This window comes from Stutzerimonas stutzeri (genome assembly GCF_000952685.1).
GTDB lineage: Bacteria > Pseudomonadota > Gammaproteobacteria > Pseudomonadales > Pseudomonadaceae > Stutzerimonas > Stutzerimonas stutzeri_E.
This window is the reverse complement of sequence record NZ_JYHV01000018.1, coordinates 43739-67546: the sequence shown is the minus strand read 5'-3', so window position 1 is coordinate 67546 and position 23808 is coordinate 43739. Positions and strand designations below refer to the sequence as shown.

Here is a 23808-nt window from a genome sequence, read left to right as displayed (position 1 = left end):
GATGCCTTGATGGAGCGGGTTCTGGAGGTCATGAAAGGAACGAGAACATGGCCAAAGCGCGTAAACCAGCCGCCTTTATCAAGGATCCTCTCTGGTACAAGGACGCAGTGGTCTATCAGGTCCACCTCAAATCTTTCTACGACTCGAACAACGACGGCGTCGGCGACTTCCAAGGTCTGATCGAGAAGCTCGATTACATTGCCGACCTCGGCGTCAACACCATCTGGCTATTGCCGTTCTATCCCTCGCCACGGCGTGATGACGGCTACGACATCGCCGAATACCGCGGCGTGCATTCCGACTACGGAACCATGGCCGATGCGAGGCGCTTCATCGCCGCCGCGCACAAACGCGGCCTGCGGGTCATCACCGAACTGGTCATCAACCACACCTCGGACCAGCACCCCTGGTTTCAGCGCGCGCGCAAGGCTAAAAAAGGTTCGGCAGCCCGCGATTTCTATGTCTGGTCCGACACGGATGACAAGTACGACGGCACGCGGATCATCTTCCTCGACACCGAGGTCTCGAACTGGACCTGGGATCCTGTCGCCCAGCAGTACTTCTGGCACCGCTTCTATTCGCATCAGCCGGACCTCAATTTCGACAACCCTCAGGTGATGAAGGCGGTACTCAGCGTCATGCGCTATTGGCTGGACCTGGGCATCGACGGGTTGAGGCTGGATGCCATTCCTTATCTGGTCGAACGTGACGGCACCAACAACGAGAACCTGCCCGAAACCCACGTGGTGCTGAAACAGATCCGTGCCGAGATCGATGCCAATTACCCCGACCGCATGCTGCTGGCCGAAGCCAACCAGTGGCCGGAAGACACCCAGCTGTATTTCGGCGGCGAAGATGGCGGCCCGGGTGATGAATGCCATATGGCATTCCACTTTCCGCTGATGCCGCGCATGTACATGGCGCTGGCGCAGGAGGACCGTTTTCCGATCACCGATATCCTCCGGCAAACTCCCGATATTCCAGAGAATTGCCAATGGGCGATCTTCCTGCGCAACCATGACGAGTTGACCCTCGAAATGGTGACCGACAAGGAGCGCGACTACCTCTGGAACTACTACGCATCGGATAAACGCGCGCGGATCAATCTCGGCATTCGCCGGCGCCTGGCGCCGCTGCTGGAGCGCGACCGCCGCCGCATCGAGCTGCTCAACAGTCTGTTGCTGTCGATGCCGGGTACGCCCGTGATCTATTACGGCGACGAGATCGGTATGGGTGACAACATCTTCCTCGGCGACCGTGATGGCGTGCGCACGCCCATGCAATGGTCCGTAGACCGCAATGGCGGTTTTTCCCGCGCCGATCCACCGAGCCTGGTACTGCCGCCGATCATGGATCCGCTGTACGGCTATCAAGCGATCAACGTCGAGGCGCAGCAGCGCGATCCGCATTCGCTGCTGAACTGGACGCGCCGTCTGCTTTCGATTCGCAAGCAATTCAAGGCGTTCGGCCGCGGCACGCTGAAGATGCTGGCGCCGAGCAATCGCCGCATTCTGGCCTATCTGCGCGAATACACGACACCCAGCGGGGAAACCGAGGTGATTTTCTGCGTCGCCAACGTTTCGCGTTCGGCTCAGGCGGCGGAGCTCGAGCTTTCTCACTATGCCGGCATGGTGCCGGTGGAGATGGTTGGCGGAAGTGCCTTCCCGCCGATCGGCCAATTACCCTATTTGCTGACGTTGCCACCTTATGGCTTCTACTGGTTTCAGTTGGCGACCAGTCACCAGATGCCCAGTTGGCACCAGGCACCGGTGGAAACCATGCCCGACTTTCAAACGCTTGTGCTCAAACGTCTGGACACGCTCACCGCTGCGAACAAACGCATTCTCGAGACCGAGTCGTTACCGGCGTATTTGCCGAAACGGCGCTGGTTCGCCAGCAAGGACGCGACCATCGACTCGATCAAGATCTGCTACAGCGTGCCCTTCGGCGATGCCCACAGGCCCGTGCTGTTGAGTGAGATTGCAGTGGAAACGGCAGGGCGCATCGATTTTTATCAGCTGCCGCTGGGTTTCCTCGACGAAGGCGATTTCGACATTGCGTTGCCGCAACAGCTGGCCATGGCGCGGGTGCGCCGTGGCCCACAGGTCGGCCTGTTGACCGATGCCTTCGCGCTGAACCAGTTCGTGCTGGGCGTTATCCAGGCGCTGCGTGAAGAGCAAGTGTTGCCTTGCGGCGAAGGGGAGATCCGTTTCGAGCCGATGGACAAACTGGCCGAGGTGGAATTGCCGGCCGATGCCGAGGTTCGTTACCTCACGGCAGAACAGTCCAACAGCTCGGCAATCATCGGCAGCAGCATGATGATCAAGGTACTACGCCGGGTCTCGGCGGGGATACACCCGGAGTTGGAGATGGGGCGCTTCCTGACCGAGCAGGGCTTCATGCACATCTCGGCGATGCTCGGACAGGTCACCCGGGTCGACAAACAGGGCGAGCAGTACGCGTTGATGGTGGTACAGCGCTTCCTCGACAACCAGGGCGACGCGTGGGAATGGACGCTCAACACGCTGGATCGCGCTGTTCGCGACCAGATCGCCGGCGGGGTCTCTCTGCACGAGAACCAGTTCAGCGCCCTCGAGGAGCTTGAGGCCTTCAATCGCCTGCTCGGTCAACGGCTGGGCGAGATGCATATGACCCTGGCGACACAGACTGACGATCTGGCGTTTGCCAGCGAGCCGACGCGTTCGGCCGACACCAAGGAATGGACCAAGGCGATCTCGGCTCAAGTAGAGCGCGCACTGGATCTATTGCAAGCCCGTCGGGGCGATCTGGACCGCAAGGCAGCGACGCTTGTGGATCAGTTGCTTGGACAACGCAAGCCGCTGCTGGCTGAGGTCAAACGGTTGGCAGAACGTACCGTCGGGGGGCTGCGAACCCGGGTGCACGGCGATCTTCACCTCGGCCAGGTACTGGTCGCCCAGGGCGATGCCTATTTCATCGACTTCGAAGGTGAGCCGGCGCGCTCGCTCGACGAGCGCAGAAGCAAGCTGAGCCCATTCAAGGATGTGGCCGGCGTGTTGCGCTCCTTCGAATACGCCAGCGCCATGACACTGCGCAATGCCCAGATCAGCGACAGCTCCGAAGCCGCGGATCTGGCACGGCGCACGATTTCCGAAACCTACCAGCAGAGCGCGCGCAGCGTCTTCCTCGAGGCTTATCGCGAGGCTACCGCGCAACTGCCGCACGCCTGGAAGGATGCCGCCGGTGCTGACGCCGCGCTGGCCCTGTTCAGCCTGGAAAAGACCGCGTATGAAGTGGCCTATGAGGCAGAGAACCGCCCGGCCTGGCTGTCCGTCCCGTTGCAAGGGCTTGCAGTTCTGGCACAACAGATTTCCGATGGAGGTTCCTAATGATTGATCGACCGGTCGTAACCATGCCTGGGGAAACCCTGCTACCCAGCGATGCCGATGTGGATGCGCTGGTTCGCGCCGAACATGGCGATCCGTTTTCCATACTCGGCCCACACCCGGACGGGGACGGGCTGGTGGTGCGCGCCTATCTGCCCAATGCGCTCGGCGTCGAGGTACTGGAGCGCTCCGGTGGCCGCGTGCTGGCCGCGATGGAGCAGGGTCAGGTGCCCGGATTCTTCTTTACCCGCCTGACCAACCCGCAGCCGTATCTGTTGAAGATTCGCTGGGCCGGCGGCGAGCAGGTCACCGAAGACCCGTTCAGCTTCGGTCCACAGCTCGGCGAGATGGACATGTACTTGTTCTCCGAAGGCAACCACCGGGAGATCGGCCGCGTATTCGGTGCGCAACCGATGGAAGTCGAAGGCGTGCAGGGCGTGCGCTTCGCCGTTTGGGCACCCAACGCCCGGCGAGTCTCGGTGGTCGGCAGTTTCAACGACTGGGACGGGCGGCGGCATCCGATGCGTCTGCGGTTTCCCGCCGGTGTCTGGGAGATTTTCATCCCGCGTCTGCAACCCGGTGACCGCTACAAGTTCGAGATTCTCGGCCCACACGGGATATTGCCGCTCAAGGCCGACCCCGTGGCGTTGGCCACCGAGTTGCCGCCGGGCACCGCGTCGGTGATCTCGCATCCGCTGGAGTACGAATGGAAAGATGATGCCTGGTTGCAGCAGCGGGTTGCGCGGCAATCGCTGCAGGCACCGATGACCATCTACGAACTGCATGCTGGCTCCTGGCGCCGGGAGGGCGGTGACGATGGTCGGTTGTACGACTGGCACGAACTGGCCGAACGGCTGATTCCCTATGTCGTGGACCTGGGCTTCACCCATATCGAGCTGATGCCAATCATGGAACACCCCTTTGGCGGATCCTGGGGGTATCAGCTGCTGTCGCAATTCGCGCCCAGCGCTCGTTACGGTACTGCGCATGATTTCGCTGCCTTCGTCGATGCCTGCCACAACGCCGGCATCGGCGTAATCCTCGACTGGGTTCCGGCGCATTTCCCGACCGACGCCCACGGTCTGGGCGAGTTCGATGGCACAGCGCTTTACGAGTACGCGCACCCTTTCGAAGGCTTCCATCAGGACTGGGACACCTACATCTACAACCTGGGGCGCACCGAGGTACACGGCTTCATGCTGGCCTCGGCGCTGCATTGGCTGCGTGAATTCCACGTCGATGCGCTGCGGGTCGATGCCGTTGCTTCGATGCTCTATCGCGATTATTCACGCAAAGAAGGCGAATGGATTCCGAACCGTCATGGCGGTCGGGAGAATCTGGAGGCCATCGAGTTCCTGCGTCATCTGAACGATGTGGTCGCGACCGAGACGCCTGGAGCCTTGGTCATCGCCGAGGAGTCCACCGCGTTCCCGGGCGTCAGCAAACCCACGTCCGAGGGCGGCCTGGGCTTTGCCTACAAGTGGAACATGGGCTGGATGCACGACACCCTCAAATACATTCAGGAAGATCCGATCAATCGTCAGTACCACCATGACAAGCTTACCTTCGGCATGGTCTACGCCTATTCGGAGCATTTCGTGCTGCCGATCTCGCATGACGAAGTGGTGCACGGCAAGGGTTCGCTGATCGACAAGATGCCCGGTGACCGCTGGCAAAAGTTTGCCAACCTGCGTGCCTACCTGTCGTTCATGTGGACGCACCCTGGCAAGAAGCTGCTGTTCATGGGCTGCGAGTTCGGCCAATGGCGTGAGTGGAGCCACGACCGCGAACTGGACTGGCATCTGCTCGATGAGGCCGATCATCGGGGTGCGCAGAACCTGGTGCGCGATCTCAATCGCCTGTACGGACAAGAGCCCGCATTGCATGAGCTGGACAGCGACCCGCAGGGCTTCCAGTGGCTTATCGGCGATGACCGCACCAATAGCGTGTTCGCCTGGCTGCGCAAGAGCTCGACCGGACATCCGCTGCTGGTCGTGGGCAACTTCACGCCGGTGGTGCGTGAGGGCTACCGGATCGGCGTGCCGGTGGACAGCCGCTGGCTGGAAATCTTCAACAGCGATGCCGAGTGCTACGGCGGCTCGAACGTGGGCAATGGCGGAGGCATGCTGGCCGAGTCGGTCCCGGCGCATGGGCAGGACGTATCGCTCTCGCTGACACTGCCACCGTTGGGCGTGATCATCCTGCGACCGCAGGTGTAATGCCCAAGCGTCCAACAGGACGCCGGAAAGACAGAAGCCGGGACAATCGTCCCGGCTTATTTTTATTCGTCTCGTTTAGCGGCTAACGGCTTTTTGAGCGCTGGACGGATGGTCTCCCGGCGCTTTTTCTTCGCTGGGTTGAGCCTCGTTTCCGGAGCGCAACTTCTTCGCCCGGGCTTCGAGCACGACGTAGAGCATAGTGGCCAAGCACAGCGGCACCAGGAAATACACGACGCGATAGCCGATCAGGCCGGCTACGATCGTACTGTTGCTGAGTTCGCCGCCAAGGGCTGCCACGAACACCGCTTCGATCACACCCAGGCCCGCCGGAATGTGGGCAATCACTCCGGCGATGCTGCTGATCATGAGGATCCCCAGCACCGTGGGGTAGGCGACCTGTTGCGACAACATGAAATAGACCACGAGTGCCATCAGCGACCAGTTCGCAGCGCCCAGCAGCATCTGCAAGGCAGCCAATCGCAGTGATGGCAGGTGGATCTGATGTTTGCGTATCGTCCAGTGGCGGCGCTTGGAGAAGCCGCACGCCCAAAGATAGACCAGCGCGAGCAGCAGCAAGCCGGCACCGAGCATGCGCAGCGCCGTATCGCCAATCTCCCAGCTCTCCGGTGGGGTGATCCAGCCCAACGAAAAGATCAATCCGGCCAGCCAGATATAGCCGAGCCAGTTGGTGAGCACGCTGAGCGTGAACACTCGGGTGATCTGCGAAGCGCGCAAACCCAATCGTGAGTACAGCCGATAGCGCAGCGCGATGCCGCCAACCCAGGCGCTCAGGTTGAGGTTGAAGGCGTAGCAGACGAAGGTCACCGGCACGATCTGGCGCACCGGCAAATTGTGCTGCGCGTAGCGCTTGCCGAGGACGTCGAAACTACAATACACGGCGTAGCTGCCGAAGGTGGCGGCGCCTGCGAGCCAGAGCGTACGGGCGTTGTAGTTGCTCAGCGTCCGATAGACCTCAGGCCAGTCGACATTGCGCGCCAAGCCCACCAGCAGCCCGGCGACCAGCACGAAGAAGACATAGGTCAGGATCTTCTTGATCAGCGGCCAGCGTCGCCGCCAACCGCTGCGTGACGCGTCTTGGGTCTCGCTCATTGATGGTCTCGTTGCAAGGGTGCCGGAGGACTGGGCTCAAGCGGCTCCGGGTCGATCAGCTGCAGCTTGGGGCGGTGTGCTGGGAACAGGCCGACCAGCTGCGGAAAATGCCGTAGAAAATGGAAGATGAAAAAGGCTAGCGGTGCGCGCCACCAATAACCGCGGATCATGCGTTCCAGCGGAATGCGCCGGCAATCCTCCTGCAGCAAACGGTCCAGATTTTCATGCAGTTGGCGGTTGAACGCATGATCACGAATGATCAGATTGGCCTCTAGGTTGAGCGACAGACTGAGCGGATCGAGATTGCTCGAACCCACCGTTGACCATTCGTAATCGGCCAGCGCGACCTTGCCGTGCAACGGCCGGCGGCAGTACTCATGGATCTCGACGCCGTCGTTCATCAGGTAGTTGTACAGCATGCGCGCGCCGAACTTGGCGATCGGCATATCCGGTTGACCCTGCAGAATCAACCGCACCCGCACGCCGCGCCGAGCGGCGTTGCGGATCTCGCGCAGCAGCCGATAGCCGGGAAAGAAATAGGCATTGGCGATCAACAGGCGCGAGCGAGCGTCACGAATCGCTTGCAAATAATGCTGCTCGATATCGTTGCGGTGGTTGTGGTTGTCTCGAGTCACGAACAGCGCACGTGCTTCGCCCCGACTGACACCAACGTAGCCGTTGCTTTGCGTACGCACCCGTCGATGCCACCAGCGCCGATTCGCCTGGTTCGGCGCGATGGTGCTGAGGGCGAAGCGATGGATGTCGTGGACGATGGGCCCCTCGACCTGCAGCGCGTAATCCTGCTTGGCTGCAGGGCCGTAATCGCCCAGGTGATCGGCAGAAAAATTGATACCGCCGATGAAGGCGACCTGACCATCGACCACGACGATCTTGCGGTGCATGCGTCGGAACACGTTGACGCGCTTGCCGAGCAGCCGTTTGCCCGGGTCGAACATATGAATGCGTACACCGGCCCGCGTCATCGCCGCGGCGAAGTTGCCATTCAGGTCAGCCGAGCCATAGCCGTCTACAGTGACGTCGACGCTGACGCCGCGTTCGGCAGCAGCGATCAGGACTTTCTGCAACTCTTGGCCCACTTTGTCCTTGAAGAAAATGAAGGTTTCCAGCAGGACTTCCTTTTCTGCGGCCGCAATGGCCTCGAACACGGCGGGGAAGAACTCCTCGCCGTTTTCCAGCAACTGAAGACGATTCCCGTCTCTCCAGTGAAAATTCATAGGTGTATCTCCACCGCCAAGGGCAGATGATCGGACAAGTGCGTCCAGGGTTTGTTACCGAGAATCCGTGCTTTATGACTCGTGGCGTTGCGCACATAGATGCGGTCCAGGCGCAGCATCGGCCAACGCGCCGGGAAGGTCTTGGCCACCTTGCCCTGGGACACGGCGAATACCTCATGCATGCCGGCGCAACGATCCAGGATCTGAGCGCCCTTCAGCCGCCAGTCGTTAAAATCGCCGGCGACCACCACCGGGGCGCCCTGGGGCAGCGAGTCGAGGAGCTCGCACAGCAGACCGAGCTGTTGCTGTCGGTGCGATTCGCGCAGGCCCAGGTGCACACAGATGGCATGAAACTCCTCATGGCCCGGCACCTGCAGCACGCTATGCAACAAGCCGCGGCGCTCCGGCCCGGCGATGGAAATGTCGAGGTTCTCGTAGCGCGTGATCGGAAACTTCGACAGCAGCGCATTGCCGTGATCGCCGTCCGGGTAGACCGCGTTGCGGCCATAGGCGAAGTCGGTCCAGATGCTGTCGGCGAGAAATTCGTACTGCGACATCTTCGGCCAGTCGTGAAAGCGCAAGGCGTGTTTCTCGTGGGTGCCCAGCACTTCCTGAAGAAATACGACGTCGGCCGAGACCGCCCTGACCGCCTCGCGCAGCTCCGGCAGGATGAATCGGCGATTGAGGGCGGTGAAGCCCTTGTGGGTGTTGACGGTAAGCAGGCGGACTGCGTTGACCGCCGTGGACATGTGGGCGTCCAGGTCGCTGCTGTCCAGTGGGTGATTCTTGTCCAGATTCAAGCCAGTGCTCCTTCCAGGTGGCCCGGAGTGGTCTCCAGGTTTTCCTCCAGCCCGAGCCGGCGCAACAGCTGCCGCGCATCGTAGGGCGCTCGGACCTTCACGTCGTTGTCGAAATAGCAGTACACCTCCCGCGCCTGGCGTGATGGGGGCTTATCGTCCGAGATGAGATGGGCGTCGTCGGGTTGCCCGCCCTGGTTCCACAGCGTTATGCGCTGGCACCAGTTGTCCAGCGCCTCTTCGCTGTAGCCGCTGGTATAGAGCTCTTCGGCGCCATGCAGGCGGATGTAGACGAAATCGCTGGTGAGATCCTCGCGATAGGGCCATTTGCCGGCGGTGTCCGCCACGACCAGTGCGACCTTGTACTTGCGCAGCAGCGCAACGAACGCGGGGTCAACGAAGCTCTGGTTACGAATTTCCACGGCGTGGCGCAGCCGGCGCTTGCGGTCGATCTGCAAATAACTGCGGCCCTCCATTCGCGCCTCGCATCCCTTGGCCATTTCCAGCGCTGCCTCGGTGTCGTGCGGCAACAGTTTGAGAAAGGTTTCGAAGAGCGCTGCGTCGAACTTGAACGAAGGTGGAAACTGCCACAGCATCGGCCCGAGCTTGTCCTTGAGCGCCAGTACGCCAGAGGCAAGAAAATTGGCGATGGGCTTCTCCACATCGCGCAAGCGCAGGATATGCGTGATATAGCGCGGCGCCTTGACGCTGAAGACGAAGCCCTTCGGGGTTTCGTCGTACCAGCCGGTGTACAGCTCAGGTCGCTGGAGCGCGTAGAAGGAACCGTTGATCTCGATGCTGTTTACCGCACGCGAGGCGAACCTGAGCTCGTTCTTCTGGGTAAGGCCCTTGGGATAGAAGTCGCCTCGCCAGGGTGCGTAGCGCCAGCCCGATATTCCGATATGGATGGCCGCCATCGCTTTTCTCCTGCTACCTGCCGGGACTCTGCATGCTGGTTGGATCGCTGGCGGGGAAGGTGTCGGCAACCGCCTGATCGACGACGTTCTCCTCCGATCCAGCCCCGGCGGAATGGCCCCGCTGTGGTTGCAATTCCACCTTGATCCAGCCGCGCTCGCGCCGATCGAACGCCTCGAAGGCCGCGATGGCGTCGGTCATCGGCTTGATCTGGGTCAGAATCTTCGCAGGGTCGATGCGCCGCGCCTGGATCATTTCGATCAGCCGCGGAATGTATTTGCGGTGATGGCAGTTGCCCATGTTCATGGTGATGTTCTTGTTCATCGCCATGCCGATGGGAAAAGTCATCGCATCTGGTGGATAGACGCCGATGATGGACAGGGTGCCGGCCTTCGCCAAGCTCTGCACCGCCCATTCCAGGGCCTGCGATGGGCCGTCGCCGGGCTGCCACTGGGCACCCTGACCGGACTGCGCACCGTCGGCCGGCTTACCGCCGCAGCAGCCATGTTCGGCATCAATGCCGACCGCATCGATCACGCGGTCGACACCGATTCCGGCGGTGAGCCGCTTCAACGTTTCGACCGGATCCTCACGATTGAAATCGATGACTTCCGCGCCTTGGCGCTGCGCCATGCGCAGGCGGTCCTCGAACTGGTCGATGGCAAAGACGCGCCCGGCGCCCAGTAGTTTGGCACTGGCGATGGCGAATTGGCCGACCGGGCCGCAGCCGAACACGGCCACGGTATCGCCCGAGCGGATCTCGGCCATTTCCGCGCCGAAATAACCGGTCGGGAAAATGTCGGAAAGCAGAATCGCCTGGTCATCACTGATATCCGCCGGCAGCTTGACCAGACCGATATTGGCGAAGGGGATACGTGCTTTCTCGGCCTGCATGCCATGGAACGGCCCAGTCTGGGACGGGCCGCCATAAAAGGACGTGCCGGCCTCCTTGCCGTTCGGGTTGGCGACGTCGCACTGGGCGAAATAGCCGGAGCGGCAATAGGAGCAGTTGCCACAGGCGATGGTCGACGGAACCACCACCCGATCGCCGACTTGCAGGTTACGGACGTCTTCACCCAATTCCTCGACGATGCCTACGGCCTCGTGGCCAAGGATGGTGCCGGGCTTCATTCCGCTGACGGTGCCCCGAACGAAGTGCAGATCTGTGCCGCAGATGGCCGAGGCGGTGATGCGAACGATGGCGTCGGTAGGGGCTTCGATGCGTGGTTCGGCTACGTCCTCAAGGCGGATATCGCCGACACCGTGATAAACGACAGCTTTCATGGCTACTCCGTAACGCACCGTTCCAGCCTGTTGGACTCGAACGGCATGGATGATTGGTGACGTCCTGCTTGTAGGTCAGCCGGTCGAGAACCGGTCGGCGTTCCTGCGGATCGGCCCGGGCTTGGCCGGCGAGTCGTCCAACGGCACGCTGCGCCGAACAGGTGCACCTTCATTCGGACTAATCGAGGCTTTCGCGGTTCATCTTTTTTTCAATCCGCCGCGCATGCGCGGCCTCTGCCGCGGCGTTTTGGCGGGGAGATCAGTCGAGAACGACAAGCGGCCGGCAGCGATGCCGAAGGGGGCGAGCCACGTCAGGTGCGCGGCGAGGCCCAGGGCAGCTCGCCGGAGAAGGCTTCGACCAGATAGTCGATCATCGCTCGCACTTTGGCCGGGGGGCGGCGATCGGGGGGGTAAACCACATGGATGCCGCCGAGCCCAAGCGATGGCTGGTCCAGCTCTATCGTCACCAGTTCGCCGCGGCTCAAAGCAGCGGCAACGATGAACTGCGGTTGATAGATCAGGCCCTGATCGCCCACCGCAGCCGCTACCAGAGCCGCCCCGTTGTTGGCGATCAGGTTGCCTTGGATGGGCACTCGAAATTCACCGGCCGGGCCGAATGCCCACTCGCGGCCACCCGACAAGGTTGACAGGCTGTAGCCGAGGCAATTGTGCCGAGATAGATCGCTCACCCGCTTCGGTACACCATGCTCCGTCAGATAGCCGGGTGAAGCGCATACCAGCATTGGGCAGTCCGCCAGGCGCCTGGCCTGCAACGGACTGTCGGTGAGGCGGCCGATGCGTACGGCCATGTCCCAGCTGCCATCGATCAGATCGACCTGGCTATCGGTCAGCCCCAACTCGATTTTCACGGCCGGGTGGCGCCGGCTGAACCCCGGCATCAGCGGAGCGATGAAGCGAGTGCCGAACGATAGCGGCACGTTCATCCGCAGAAGGCCAGAGGCGTCGACCCGCTGCGATGCGATGCTCGCTTCGGCCTCGTCGATCTCCGGCAGCAGTCGCAGGCATGCTTCGAGATAGCTGCTGCCAGCTGCCGTGAGGCTCAGGCGCCGCGTGCTGCGATGGAACAGTTTGACGCCGAGCCGGGCTTCAAGTGCATCGACATGTTTGGTCGCCATCGCAGGAGATAGCCCGAGATGCCGCGCCGCGGCGGAAAGGCTGCCGGCGCTGGCGGCCCGGGCGAACACTCGCATTCCTGTTATTCGGTCGAGCATCTTGGCTCCTACTCTCAGTTAGAACTGTTGAGGCGTTTTGCCTTGTTAAAGCCATACGAAGTGTAATCCATACTTGTCGCCTCACACGCGAGGACGACGATGACATGACCCGCCAGCACGAAGACGCGCCACCGACGCGCATGCCCACCCTGTTCGTACCGCATGGCGCCGGCCCTTGCTTCTTCATGGAGTGGAATCCGGTCGATGCCTGGGACAAGATGGCCGCCTTCCTCAAAGGCGTCGCCGCATCGCTGCCACAGCGACCGCGTGCCATCGTGCTGGTGTCCGGCCACTGGCTGGAGCGCAAGGTCATGGTCACCGCCAGCACCAGTCCTGAACTGATCTACGATTACAGCGGCTTTCCAGCGCATACCTATGAGCTGCGCTACCCGGCGCCGGGCGATCCTGCATTGGCGACGCGCTTGGTCGATCTGCTTGGCAAGGCCGGAATCGCTGCTGGCGAAGATCCACAGCGCGGTTACGACCACGGTGTCTTCATTCCTCTGAAGCTGATGTTTCCGGATGCGGACGTGCCGGTCGTGCAGCTGTCGTTGCGCAGCGACCTGAATGCCCAGGCCCATATCGATATCGGTCACGCCATCGCGCCGTTGCGCGACGAGGGCGTGCTGATTGTTGGCAGCGGCATGAGCTTTCACAACATGCAAGGCTATGGCGACCCGCGTTTTGCGCCGATTTCGGACGCGTTCGATCATTGGTTGAGCGAAACCGTCAGCGCCGCGCCAGCCCAGCGCGACGCGTTGCTGCAGCAATGGACCGAGGCGCCATCGGCGCGTCTGTGTCATCCACCTCATGGCGAAGAGCATCTGCTGCCGCTCATGGTGGCAGCAGGCGCCGGAGCGAACAGCTCGGGCCGCAAGATATTCTCCGACCGGGTCATGCAAACGACTTTGTCGGCCTACCAGTTTGGCTGAGCGATCGGCCCTTAATCAGGAAATCAACATGCACAGTTCCACCGTACAGATCGAAACGTCCAACCCAAGTCGCCTGATCCGCAGGCTTTGCAAGCATTGGAGTCACAAGTTCGAGGTCAGCTTCGACGATCAACAAGGCCATATCGCGTTTGGCGATGCCCAGTGTCTGCTGACCGCAGGCGACGGGAGCCTGACCGCGCAGGTGCAAACCGAAGACGAAGGACAGTTGGCTCAAATGGAAACCGTGGTGGCCGACCACCTGCAGCGCATGTCCGCGGACGAAATCTTCAATTTCGCCTGGAAGCGCTGATCGTTTTGTAGCTCAAGGGTCGTTGCGGGCGAAGTTCGGCAGGGCATTGACCGGTTGGGAGAAGCGGAAGGGGATCGACACCATCGAATCGCCATAGGCTTTTTGCACCACGAAGTGCAGATGCGGGCCGGTGCTGCGCCCGGTATTGCCGGAGCGTCCGAGCAGGGCGCCCGCCTTGACTTGCTGCCCCGATTGCACCTGCACTGAGCCGCGCTTGAGGTGCAGATAGGCGCTGTGGCTGCCGTCGTCGTGAAGAATGCGCACATAGTTGCCCGCCGGATCAGGCAGCCGGCCGCCCTGGTTATTGCGCACTTCCAGTACGGTACCCGCGCGTGCCGCTACGATTGGCGTGCCCACCGGCATGGCGACATCTACAGCAAAGCGGCCTTTGGGCGAGTTGTGGCTGAAATCTCCTCCGGCGCCTTGGGAAATACGGAAAGGGCCACCTTTCCAAGGAAGCGCATAGGCGTAACCGCCCACCGAACCTTTCTTCCCCGGCTCTGGTGAGTAGATCAATGAATAGCTGAACGACTGCTGATACATCAGCGGATAACCAGGCTGGCGTTTGCGCAAGGTAGCAACGCGCATGCGGGTGCGTGCGGGCACAGTCTGGCGAACGACACCCTTGCCGACACCAGTGACATTAACCATGCGGGTCAAGCGCAGCACCACTTCGACCGGCACGTCCGTATCGTTGTGCACGTCCATTGCCTTGCCGGAGCCTGTCCGATTCACGAGCAGTCGCACGCTACCGGGTTTGGTCGCCGGCAGCGTCGCGTTGGTGATGCTGCCACCGGCCAGAACGGGCAGGACAGTGGCGGAACAGAAGGTCAGTAGAGCAAGTGAAACGATCAGCCGGGTCGAAGCCATATGCGAGTGATCCGTCACGGATGGGACAATCTGCCTGCGGCCGGCAGGACAAATCCGTCGGGTTGCGTGAATGCCGCGCAGGGGTTGGGACTAAGGGAAGGAGGTGGCGTTCACTACCGCACGTCGGTATCCAACCAACGATTGAGTGCCAATGACGCGCCCGCGCCGCGACTGGCTTCAGATGCGCCAAGGCCCCGGGAACCGGGGCCCTGACCTTGTTACGCGGAGCCGTTCCCTTGATCGACGTTATTCCTCTTCCTTGATCAGCTCGAACAGCAATAACGAACGGCCGGTCAGCGCGTACTCATCGCTGAACTCGAATTGCTCGGGCCGCGCATTAGGGTTGTTGGTGTCGATCAGGCGGTTCCAGTAGATGCCTTGGGGCACTTCCGGCAGCGTGAAATTGACGACGTCGTGATGGGAATTGACGATGATCAGCAGCGTCGCGTCCGAGCCAGCCCGGCGGATCCCCGTCGGCTGTGCGCGGCCATCGAGGAGCATACCCATGCAGCGATTGTTGCCGTCCTGCCAATGCTCGACGGTCATCTCTTCTGCGTGAGGAGCCAGCCAGGTAACGTCCTTGACGCCCAACTCTTCGTTATAGGCACCGACCAGGAATCGTCCCCGGCGCAGCATCGGATAACGCTGGCGCAGCCGAATCAACTTGCGCACGAAGGCCTGCAACGAGCGACTGTCTTCCGGAATATCCCAATTGACCCAGCCGATTTCACTGTCCTGGCAATAAGCGTTGTTGTTGCCGTGCTGGGTGCGGGCGAATTCGTCGCCAGCTACGATCATCGGCGTGCCCTGAGAGAACAACAGCGTGGCGAAGAAGTTGCGCATCTGCCGGAAGCGCAGCTCTGTGATCTCTGGATCGTCGGTCGGGCCTTCTACGCCATGATTCCAGGAAATGTTGTTGTCGCTGCCGTCGCGGTTATTCTCGTCGTTGTCTTCATTGTGCTTCTCGTTGTAGGACACCAAGTCCTTGAGCGTGAAGCCGTCATGGGCGGTGACGAAGTTGACCGAGCTGAAGGGCCGACGGCCGCGTTGATTGAACAGGTCACCTGAACCGGTGAGCCGGCTGGCGAAATCAGCCAACTGCCCATCATCGCCGCGCCAGAACGAGCGAACGGTGTCGCGGAACTGATCGTTCCACTCCGCCCAACCAGGTGGGAAGCCGCCGACCTGATAGCCACCCGGACCGCAATCCCAGGGTTCGGCGATCAGTTTCGTCTTGGCCAGCACCGGGTCCTGACGACAGGCCACGAGGAAGCCGTGGCGTTCGTCGTAGCCATCGTGCTGGCGGCCGAGGATGGTCGCCAGGTCGAAACGGAAGCCGTCGACGTGCATCTCCTGCGCCCAGTAGCGCAGCGAATCGGTGACCATTTGCACCACGCATGGGTGGCTCATATCCAGCGTGTTGCCGGTACCAGAGTCGTTGATGTAGTAGCGCTTTTCGTCCGGCATCAGACGGTAATAAGAGGCGTTGTCTATGCCCCGCATGGACAGAGTCGGGCCCAGCTCGTTGCCTTCGGCGGTGTGGTTGTAGACCACATCGAGAATGACCTCAAGATCGGCATTGTGCAGGTGCGCGACCATTTCTTTGAACTCGCTGATCTTGCCGCTGGCCAGATACTTCGGGTGCGGAGCGAAAAAGGCGATGCTGTTGTAGCCCCAGTAATTGCTCATGCCCTTTTCCAGCAAGTGCTGGTCCTGGACGAAGGCATGGATCGGCAGGAACTCGATCGACGAGACGCCGAGCTTGCGCACGTAATCGATCACTTCCGGCGTCTTGAAACCGCCGAAGGTGCCGCGCATGTCTTCGGCCACCGAGGGATGGCGCATGGTGAAACCACGCACATGGGTCTCGTAGATGATGGTTTGGTCCCACGGCACCTGCACGGGACGGTCATGCCCCCAGGTGAAAGCCGGGTCGATGATCTTGGACTTGGGCACGAAAGGGGCGCTGTCGCGTTCGTCGAAGCTGAGGTCGGCGTCGGCGTGTCCGATCGTATAGCCGAACAGGGCCTCGGACCATTTCAGCTCACCCACCAACTGCTTGGCGTAGGGGTCTATCAGCAATTTGTTGGCGTTGAAACGATGACCGGCATCGGGCTCGTATGGGCCGTGCACACGATAGCCGTAGATTTGCCCCGGATGGGCGTCGGGCAGGTAGCCATGCCAGATCTCGTCGGTGTATTCGGGCAGCTCGATGCGCTCGAGCTCGGTTTCGCCATCGGTATCGAACAGGCACAGCTCGACCTTGGTCGCGTTCGCGGAAAAGATCGCAAAGTTGACTCCCAGCCCATCCCAGGTAGCGCCAAGCGGGAAGGGAAGTCCTTCGCGTATACGCGAAGGGATCAGAATCTGAGGCGCCGCAGGTTTTTTTCTACTCATGAAATCTCCGATGGCAGCTCTTGGTCGGGCGGTTAAGACACTGGAAAGCCGCAGTCACGATTGGCGCTCGACAGCCGGATCGGGATCGCGGCGTAACGTTCAGCTTTCTTTCTTGGCTCGTGGGGCGCGGGTTTTCTTCACGCCTGCAGGGGTGCCTTCGGCGGCTTCTGTACCAGCCTTGGCCTTGGGGCGCGCAGTGCTTTTGGCCGCTGGTTTTGCTGGCTTGACGTCGGTGGGCTGCTTGGCATCTTGCGCGGGCTTGGCGGCCTTGGTGGGTTTTGCAGCAGGCGTCGCATCGGTCGGTTTGGTGGCCGTCTTGCGCGAGCGACTTGCAGGCTTCTCGGTCGACTTGCCATTTTCTGCTTCGACCAATTTCCGAGCCATCTCCCAGTGACGTTCGTCCTGGCCGTGTGGGCGCCCCTCCGATACCCAAATGTCGTAAGCAAATTCGCGGATGCGTTTCTCGTCTTTAGTCATCGTTCTGATTCTCCTGTTGAACTGGGATAGATAGCTGTAAAAGCGCCAAGGGCAGTGGTTGCAAAATCTCTGTTACATGTACACCCGCCTGTTTGGGTGTGACTGTCATTCCGTCAAAAAGTCGCTCCATTGCGTGACCGCTCAGCGCATCGGGTAGTTGCACGACGGTGTCGCCCCAGCGCTCAGCCGGAATCTGCGGCGAAGGGCTGTCGGCGAGCAGGCAGCTGGCGAGCCGTGCGGCGACGACGATCAGCCAAGTGCCATCCAATTCCCGTGCGAAGGCGATCAGGCGATCGGCGTGCTCACCCTCGACTTTCAACGGCAGGTAACGACCCTCGGTGAACAGCCGAGGCTGCTGACGGCGCAGCTCCAGGGTTCGGGCGATCAACCATTGCTTGAGGCGGGCGTCTTTCCAATTGGTGAGCAGCTCGGCGGGCTGCGCGTGCAGGTCGAACGTGGCGCGGCGCCGATCAAAGTCCACGGGCCGTCGGTTATCCGGGTCGACCAGGCTGAAGTCCCAGTAATCGGCGCCTTGATAGAGGTCAGGGACGCCAGGCGTGGTCATGCGCAGCAAGGTCTGGGTCAGGCTGTTCAGGGCGCCGGCCGGCGCGAGTTCCGTCGCCGCAGCGGCGATCTCGGTGCGCAGGGTCTTGCATTGCTCGTCGAGCAGCAGGGCTCTGATGTACTGCTGGCAGGCACCTTCATATTCGCTGTTGGGATCGGTCCAGGTGCTGCGCAGCTTGGCTTCGCGCACGGCCTTTTCGTGCCACTTGATGATCCGCTCGCCGTACGCCTCGACAGCCTCGCGGTCATTCGCATCCATATCCAGCGGCCAGCTTCCGAGCAGAATCTGGAACAGCAGCATCTCGTCCCCGGCGGAAGGCGCGGGCCCTTCGGCAAGGTCCTGTCGTTGCCCATAGGCAAGTTGTCGCCAATGACGCACCTTGGCGGCAAACCACTCCGCACGCTCGCTGATCACCGTCATCCGGGCGCGGGTGTCTTCGCCGCGCTTGTGATCGTGGGTCGCGGTGGCCAGCAAATTGCGCGGGAAATGCTCGGCGCGGGCCAGACACTCGGCATGAAAAGCGTCCACCGGCGCACTGAAGGTCTGCGGGTCGAAGCCGACATCGTTGCGCGACAGCAAGGCGCCGGAGCGATAGCAGGCAGTGTCTTCCACGGCCTTGGCCGCTGCCGGTGAGGTGAGCTGCTGGAAGCGTGTGCAGGCGTAGCGACGGATTCGTCGGGCCGGACCCGGAGGCAGCGAGCGCAGGCTCTCGCCACCGAGCCAGCGATCGAGCAGATCCAGCAACGGCCAGTCCGCCTCGCCGAGGGTGGTGCGTGCACCCGCCAGCGCCTGCTGGAAGAACGGCTCGTCCGCCTCGCGCCGGCCATGGGCACCGATATAGGTTCGGTACACCGGAAAGTGCACGATCAGCTCCAGCAGCGCCCGGCGAATGGCGCCCAAGGTGATGTCACGGGTCATCACGTCGTAGCGCGCCACCTGTAGCAGGGCCTGCGCCACGGTTTCGAAGTCGCCTGCCAAGGGCCCGGTAAGCACCAGTTGGCGTGCCAGGCGCACTTCTTCCATGAAGTCTTCCGGGCGCTCGGAAATTTCACTCCATAGCGAGCAGAGCACCGATTTTCCTGCCGGATCGTGCTGCAGCAGCGATACCTGGTTCATGAATTCATAGCCGGTGGTGCCGTCCACGCCCCAGTCGTCGTGCAGGCGTTCGCCCCCGGCGAGGATCTTCTCGACATAGATGGGGACATGCGCCTGCGCCGCTTCGGCAGGCCGCGCGGCGTTCAGCCGATCGACCCGGCGGCGCAGCTGCCGGCAATAACCACGTGGGTTGGCCAGCCCATCGACGTGATCGATGCGCAACCCGTCGACCAGGCCTTCGCTGATCAGCTCGAAGATTTTCGCGTGGGTTTCCTCGAATACCACCGGACGCTCGACACGCAGACCGCCCAGCTCATTGATGTCGAAGAAGCGCCGCCAGTTGATGTCATCGCCGGCGGTACGCCAGCTGGCGAGACGGTAGTTCTGGCGTTCCAGCAGGCCATGAAGGCGCTTGAAACCCTCTTCGGTGGTCGAGTCGTAGTGCTTGAGCGCGGCTTCGAGGGTATGCCTGACTGCGTCGTCTTCAAGCAGCCGTGCCAGATCTGCGCGCAGTTGCCGGGCCGTTTGATAGGGTGCCGGCTCGGTCTTCAAGGCATCGAAATGCTGTGCCAGGGCGCGCAACTCGTGGTTGTCGGTAAGCCGCAGCACTTCGCCATAGCTGGGCGGAGTAATGGGGAAGCGATGTTCGTAGTGCTCGGCGTAGAGCGCGCCGTTCTCGGCATCCAGGCGCAGGGGAATCTTGCCCTCCTGCAGCGCTTCGCCGTAATCACTGCCGAGAAACGGAATCAGCAGCTGGCCTTCGAGCAGGGGGTCGGGCGAGTTCCACTGAATGTCGAAGAACTGTGCATACGGACTGCGACGGCCCCATTCGAGCACGTCCAGCCACCAGGGATTACCCGAGCCGCCAACGGCCATATGGTTGGAGACGATATCGAGTATCAGGCCCATGCCCTTGGCGCGCAGCGCGGCGACCAGACGACGCAGCGCCGGTTCGCCGCCGAGCTCCGGGTTGATGCGTGTGGGGTCGATGACATCGTAACCATGCATCGATCCCGGACGGGCGGTGAGCAAGGGCGATGCGTACAGGTGGCTGATGCCCAGGTCGGCGAAGTAGTCGACCAGCGCCGTCGCGTCGTCCAGGGTGAAGTCTCGATGGAACTGCAATCGCAGGGTGGCGCTAAGGTCTCTCATCGATGGTCATTCCCAATGGTCTGCTCGCGGGCCTCTGCCAGGATTTTCAGGCGGCGCGTGCAAGCAGGATCGTCAAGCAGAGTGGCGCTGTCGCCGGGGTAACGGCGTCGCCAGTTGGGGTGGGTATCGGTGGTGCCGGGCATGTTCGGTTGTTCCAGCAGGCACAGCGCATCCTCCACCGGAAACAGCACCAACGGCGCGGGCGTACGCCCGAGGAAGGCCCCACAGGCGTCGGCCAGCACTTCGGCGTCGGCTAGATCGCCCTGAACCTCCGGTGCATATTCGCGCAGCAGACGGAGCAGCCCGGCACGTTCCCGCTCGCGCTCCTCCAGCTGAGCCGGACGTTCGTGTTCCTGGTGCTGGCCAACGCGGATGCGCCAGTCGATGTCGTGGCCTCGCCACCAGCCGTTGATGGTCGGCAGATCATGGGTGGTGGAGGTCGCCAGGGCGCTGCGCGGCCACTCCCCAGGCGCCTTGAAGTTGCCGTGGTGGTCGCGTTCGAAGAACAGCACGCGCATGCCCAGCAGGCCGCGAGCGGCGAGTTTTTCGCGAAGTCCCTCAGGCACTGTGCCGAGGTCTTCGCCCAGAATCACCGCACGGCGCCGCCACGCTTCGAGCGACAGCAGTCGCAGCAGATCATCGACGGGGTAGTTGAGATACGCGCCCTCCATGGGGCCAGCGCCGGCCGGCATCACCCACAATCGCATCAGGCCCATGACGTGGTCGATCCGCATCCCGCCGGCGTGCGCTAGGTTGGCGCGAACCATCTCGATGAACGCCCGGTAGCCATGGGCTTTGAGGCCCCACGGGGAAAAGGCGGAAATACCCCAGCTCTGACCCTGACGGTTGATGATGTCCGGTGGTGCGCCGACGCTCAGTGCCGCCAGCACCTCATCCTGTCGGCTCCAGGCCTGGCTGCCGCCGCCATCGGCGCCCACCGCCAGATCGCTGATCAGGCCAATCTTCATTCCGGCGCTACGCGCGGCGGTCTGGGCGCGTTCCAGGCCACGCGCGATCAGCCACTGGCAGAAGGCGTAGTAACTGACCTCGTCGGCATGCTCCTGGGCGAATTGTTCCACCGCAGGGTTTTGCGGGCTGCGATATTGCTCAGGCCAGTCGCGCCAGTGCTGCGGATCGCCTTCAGGGGTAAGCAGGGCCGCGTGCAGCGCTTCGAAACGGCAATGATTTTCCAGTGCTTCGCCACCCGCTTCGCGGAAGCTCTCGAAGTCGGCCTGCTGGGCATTGCCACCGGTGACGAAGTCGTCATAGAGCGCCCGCAACAGGCACTGACGGGTGCTGGACACTGCGCCCCAGTCGATCAGCTCCAGTTGTTCCAGCCGTTGCAGCTCCTCGGTCAGCCCGCAGGATTCGATGGCGATTCGCAGCGGTGTGTCGCCGAGTATCGCCTCCGGTGCGCAGTGCAGGATGTTGTAGAACAAGCGGCTCGAAGGCGAATAGGGGCTGTACTGATCGCTATTACCGGTGAACATCGCATGGATAGGACTGATACCGAGGGCATCGGCACCATGGGCGGCTGCATTGCGCACAATGGCTTCAAGGGCCAGGGTATCGCCCAGCCCGCCATCACCCGGGCGGCGTAAGCCGTACAACTGAACCGTAAGACCCCAGGCGTTGGGACCGGCGATATCCTCGACGCTAGGGCAGGCATGCGGTGCGACTGCGAGCGTCAGCTGCTGTCCCCCGATCTCCAAGTGGTGATAGCCCGGTGTATCGATCGCTGCCAGATGTGCCTGATCGTCCAGTGTGCCCTGGTGCTGGTGACCGTCTTCGAGCGTCAGGGCATAGGCTGTGCCCGGCTCGAAATAACGGCCTAATTGCAGGGGTGCGCCTTGATCCAGGGTCATCAAGGGCGGTACGTGGGAAGTCCCGTTGATGGCATCGAGTTTTTCCAGGCTGGTTTCGATGTCGCTCTCGCTGTCGGCGGCGAGGCCCAGCCCTCCGAGTACCGCACGCAGCACCTCCGGGCTTACCCGTTGGTCGCGACCATCGGCGTCCACCCAGTCGATGGACAGACCCGCTGCCTTGGCCAGACGGTTCAGTCGTTCATCGCTCATTGACAGTCTCCAGATACAGCTTGGCGGAACGCGCTTGCAGCGTGCTTGCATGGGGTTCGGCTGCGCCGGCACGGCTGGCGTGCAGCAGACGGGCGCCGGTATTCGGTGGGTCGACCGCGACGTCGACATCACTGAGGTTCAGCTCCAGACGCAGCTCGCTGCCATCCCCCAGACGCCAGCGGGCAAGGGCAGCGGCGGTTCCGAGCGCCTGTGCGCCGAGGAACTGCGAGCCCTCCAGCCGCGGCACGATTTCGCGATGGCGGATTTCCAGCAACTGGCGATACAACGCCAGCCACTCGGCGTGTTCCGGTTGAACCCGCTTGCTGAAGTCGGGTTTCGACGCTTCGAAGGTCTCCACCGCGTTAGGGTCCGGAATGCGCTCGCGGGTGTGCTCGTCGGCGAACTCGGCGAACTCGGCGAACTCGCCGCGGCGACCTTCGCGCACGGCATCGGCCAGCTCACCGTGGTGGCTGGTGAAGAACAGGAATGGCTCGCGGGCGCCCCATTCTTCACCCATGAACAACAGCGGGATCATCGGCGAGAGCAGCAGAACGGCCGTCGCCGCCTTGAGCGCATCGGGATCGGTGAGGCTGATCAAACGATCGCCGAAGGCGCGATTGCCAGTCTGGTCATGGTTCTGCAGGAACAGCACGAACGACGTCGGCGGCAGATGCCCGCTGGGCTCGCCCCGCGATTCGCCACGGCGGTTCTGGTGGCCTTGGTAAATGAAGCCTTCCCCGAGGAACCGGACCAGCTTGGTGGTCGAATCCTGGTGATAGTCGGCGTAATAGCCCTGACGCTCGTCGGTCAGCAGTGCGTGCAGGACGTTGTGTCCATCGTCGTTCCATTGGGCAGTGAAGCCCTGTGTGAGCAGGCTGGAGCGGTTGTCCTCGTTTTCCAGGACCAGATGCACATGGCGCCCGGGCTCGGTTTCTGCGCGCACTCGCTCGGCCAGTTCGGTGAGAAACGAACGATCCGGGATGGCATGCACGGCATCCATGCGCAAACCATCGAAGCGGTACTCCATCAGCCACATCAGCGCATTGTCGATGAAGAAACTCCGCACCTCCGGGCGACGGAAGTCGATGGCATCACCCCAGGGCGTCTGCTGATCGTGGCGGAAGAAATGCTTGGCGTAACGGTGCAGGTAGTTGCCGTCCGGGCCGAAGTGGTTGTAGACCACATCGATGAAAACCATCAGACCGAGGCCATGGGCGGTGTCGATCAAGTGCTTGAGCTGCTCGGGCGTGCCGTATGACGCCTCCGGCGCGTACAGCAGAACGCCGTCATAGCCCCAATTGCGCTCGCCGGGGAATTCGGCGAGCGGCATCAACTCGATCGCCGTGACCCCGAGTTCGGCCAACGTCTGGAGTCGCTGTTCGATTTGCGCGTAGCCGCCGTAGGCGCCCACATGCAGCTCGTAGAGAACCGTTTCGTGCCATGGGCGGCCCCGCCAATCATGGTTGCGCCATTGATAGGCGTCGTGATCGACGACGATGCTCGGATCGTGCACATCGGCTGACTGCGCGCGAGACGCTGGGTCAGGCACGGTCAGTTCATCGTCGATCAGAAAGCTGTAATGCGTACCGGGCCCAGCCTCTGCCTCGGTGCTATACCAACCGTTTTCGCCTTCCTGCATGAGCAGCGTATCGCCGCCGACGATCACCAGGCTGACGCTTTGCGCGTCGGGTGCCCAGAGCCTGAACCGGGTACGAGACGCATCGAGTAGTACCGGTCCGTGTTGCCCGTTGCGGGCAGGCCTGTTCTGCATTGATCAC

General features: G+C 62.0%; 16 protein-coding genes. 4 read left to right on the top strand and 12 right to left on the bottom strand.

The genetic code is table 11. The annotated features are described in order from the left end of the window. Positions 1–47: 47 nt before the first annotated feature. Both treS and glgB read left to right on the top strand, forming a co-directional pair. On the top strand, positions 48–3368 hold the full coding sequence (treS, locus tag UF78_RS11125) for a maltose alpha-D-glucosyltransferase (RefSeq protein WP_045162287.1): 3321 nt from the start codon (positions 48–50) through the stop codon (positions 3366–3368). Next, entirely contained in the window at positions 3368–5584 is a 2217-nt protein-coding gene (gene glgB, locus UF78_RS11120; RefSeq protein WP_045162286.1) for a 1,4-alpha-glucan branching protein GlgB, read from the top strand. Before treS ends, glgB begins: the two co-directional genes overlap by 1 nt. A gap of 75 nt (positions 5585–5659) precedes the next feature. Here glgB and UF78_RS11115 read toward each other — a convergent pair whose 3' ends face one another. The 6 genes from UF78_RS11115 to UF78_RS11090 all read right to left on the bottom strand — a co-directional run bounded on the left by UF78_RS11115 (position 5660) and on the right by UF78_RS11090 (position 12157). After that, positions 5660–6694, bottom strand: coding sequence for a lysylphosphatidylglycerol synthase domain-containing protein (locus tag UF78_RS11115; RefSeq protein WP_045162285.1), 1035 nt, complete (start codon positions 6692–6694; stop codon positions 5660–5662). Next, the gene (gene clsB / locus UF78_RS11110; protein WP_045162284.1) at positions 6691–7929 is read right to left on the bottom strand and encodes a cardiolipin synthase ClsB; all 1239 of its coding nucleotides are present in this window, start codon (positions 7927–7929) and stop codon (positions 6691–6693) included. Before clsB ends, UF78_RS11115 begins: the two co-directional genes overlap by 4 nt. After that, entirely contained in the window at positions 7926–8729 is an 804-nt protein-coding gene (locus tag UF78_RS11105) for an endonuclease/exonuclease/phosphatase family protein (RefSeq protein WP_045162283.1), read from the bottom strand. The genes clsB and UF78_RS11105 overlap by 4 nt, the downstream gene beginning before the upstream one ends. Further along, positions 8726–9643, bottom strand: coding sequence for a DUF72 domain-containing protein (locus UF78_RS11100; RefSeq protein WP_045162282.1), 918 nt, complete (start codon positions 9641–9643; stop codon positions 8726–8728). The genes UF78_RS11105 and UF78_RS11100 overlap by 4 nt, the downstream gene beginning before the upstream one ends. 13 nt (positions 9644–9656) lie before the next feature. Further along, complete coding sequence (locus UF78_RS11095) at positions 9657–10925, bottom strand: zinc-dependent alcohol dehydrogenase (protein ID WP_045162281.1); 1269 nt, start codon at positions 10923–10925, stop codon at positions 9657–9659. A gap of 311 nt (positions 10926–11236) precedes the next feature. Next, positions 11237–12157, bottom strand: coding sequence for a LysR family transcriptional regulator (locus tag UF78_RS11090; RefSeq protein WP_045162280.1), 921 nt, complete (start codon positions 12155–12157; stop codon positions 11237–11239). Between the two features lie 104 nt (positions 12158–12261). On the opposite strand from UF78_RS11090, the gene UF78_RS11085 reads away from it, so the two are divergent. Next, the gene (locus UF78_RS11085) at positions 12262–13089 is read left to right on the top strand and encodes a DODA-type extradiol aromatic ring-opening family dioxygenase (protein WP_045162279.1); all 828 of its coding nucleotides are present in this window, start codon (positions 12262–12264) and stop codon (positions 13087–13089) included. Positions 13090–13117: 28 nt separating this feature from the next. Then, positions 13118–13399 carry a DUF2218 domain-containing protein gene (locus UF78_RS11080; protein WP_045162278.1) on the top strand — a complete coding sequence of 94 codons (282 nt, stop codon included), beginning with the start codon at positions 13118–13120 and terminating at the stop codon, positions 13397–13399. A gap of 12 nt (positions 13400–13411) precedes the next feature. Here the strand turns inward: UF78_RS11080 and UF78_RS11075 are convergent, their stop codons facing one another. The 6 genes from UF78_RS11075 to treZ all read right to left on the bottom strand — a co-directional run bounded on the left by UF78_RS11075 (position 13412) and on the right by treZ (position 23801). Further along, positions 13412–14269 (bottom strand): M23 family metallopeptidase, encoded by an 858-nt coding sequence (locus UF78_RS11075; RefSeq protein ID WP_080890601.1) that lies wholly within the window; start codon positions 14267–14269, stop codon positions 13412–13414. Positions 14270–14515: 246 nt separating this feature from the next. Further along, on the bottom strand, positions 14516–16666 hold the full coding sequence (gene glgX, locus UF78_RS11070; protein ID WP_045162277.1) for a glycogen debranching protein GlgX: 2151 nt from the start codon (positions 16664–16666) through the stop codon (positions 14516–14518). A 99-nt stretch (positions 16667–16765) separates the two neighbouring features. Further along, a complete protein-coding gene (locus UF78_RS11065) occupies positions 16766–17143 on the bottom strand; it encodes a DUF2934 domain-containing protein (RefSeq protein ID WP_045162276.1) in 378 nt (125 codons plus the stop codon). Continuing rightward, positions 17136–19955, bottom strand: a complete 2820-nt coding sequence (locus tag UF78_RS11060) for a malto-oligosyltrehalose synthase (RefSeq protein WP_045162275.1) — start codon at positions 19953–19955, stop codon at positions 17136–17138. The genes UF78_RS11065 and UF78_RS11060 overlap by 8 nt, the downstream gene beginning before the upstream one ends. Further along, on the bottom strand, positions 19952–22030 hold the full coding sequence (gene malQ, locus UF78_RS11055; RefSeq protein WP_045162274.1) for a 4-alpha-glucanotransferase: 2079 nt from the start codon (positions 22028–22030) through the stop codon (positions 19952–19954). Before malQ ends, UF78_RS11060 begins: the two co-directional genes overlap by 4 nt. Next, positions 22020–23801 carry a malto-oligosyltrehalose trehalohydrolase gene (gene treZ, locus UF78_RS11050; RefSeq protein ID WP_045162273.1) on the bottom strand — a complete coding sequence of 594 codons (1782 nt, stop codon included), beginning with the start codon at positions 23799–23801 and terminating at the stop codon, positions 22020–22022. The genes malQ and treZ overlap by 11 nt, the downstream gene beginning before the upstream one ends. Between the last annotated feature and the right edge of the window lie 7 nt (positions 23802–23808).

Bases quoted from the DNA above. Each gene is read 5' to 3' on its own strand.
- UF78_RS11100 (WP_045162282.1), bottom strand. From the start codon at position 9,643: ATGGCGGCCATCCATATCGGAATATCGGGCTGGCGCTACGCACCCTGG.
- clsB (WP_045162284.1), bottom strand. From the start codon at position 7,929: ATGAATTTTCACTGGAGAGACGGGAATCGTCTTCAGTTGCTGGAAAAC.
- treZ (WP_045162273.1), bottom strand. From the start codon at position 23,801: ATGCAGAACAGGCCTGCCCGCAACGGGCAACACGGACCGGTACTACTC.
- UF78_RS11115 (WP_045162285.1), bottom strand. From the start codon at position 6,694: ATGAGCGAGACCCAAGACGCGTCACGCAGCGGTTGGCGGCGACGCTGG.
- UF78_RS11090 (WP_045162280.1), bottom strand. From the start codon at position 12,157: ATGCTCGACCGAATAACAGGAATGCGAGTGTTCGCCCGGGCCGCCAGC.
- UF78_RS11060 (WP_045162275.1), bottom strand. From the start codon at position 19,955: ATGAGAGACCTTAGCGCCACCCTGCGATTGCAGTTCCATCGAGACTTC.
- UF78_RS11065 (WP_045162276.1), bottom strand. From the start codon at position 17,143: ATGACTAAAGACGAGAAACGCATCCGCGAATTTGCTTACGACATTTGG.
- glgX (WP_045162277.1), bottom strand. From the start codon at position 16,666: ATGAGTAGAAAAAAACCTGCGGCGCCTCAGATTCTGATCCCTTCGCGT.
- treS (WP_045162287.1), top strand. From the start codon at position 48: ATGGCCAAAGCGCGTAAACCAGCCGCCTTTATCAAGGATCCTCTCTGG.
- UF78_RS11080 (WP_045162278.1), top strand. From the start codon at position 13,118: ATGCACAGTTCCACCGTACAGATCGAAACGTCCAACCCAAGTCGCCTG.
- malQ (WP_045162274.1), bottom strand. From the start codon at position 22,030: ATGAGCGATGAACGACTGAACCGTCTGGCCAAGGCAGCGGGTCTGTCC.
- UF78_RS11095 (WP_045162281.1), bottom strand. From the start codon at position 10,925: ATGAAAGCTGTCGTTTATCACGGTGTCGGCGATATCCGCCTTGAGGAC.
- UF78_RS11075 (WP_080890601.1), bottom strand. From the start codon at position 14,269: ATGGCTTCGACCCGGCTGATCGTTTCACTTGCTCTACTGACCTTCTGT.
- UF78_RS11085 (WP_045162279.1), top strand. From the start codon at position 12,262: ATGACCCGCCAGCACGAAGACGCGCCACCGACGCGCATGCCCACCCTG.
- glgB (WP_045162286.1), top strand. From the start codon at position 3,368: ATGATTGATCGACCGGTCGTAACCATGCCTGGGGAAACCCTGCTACCC.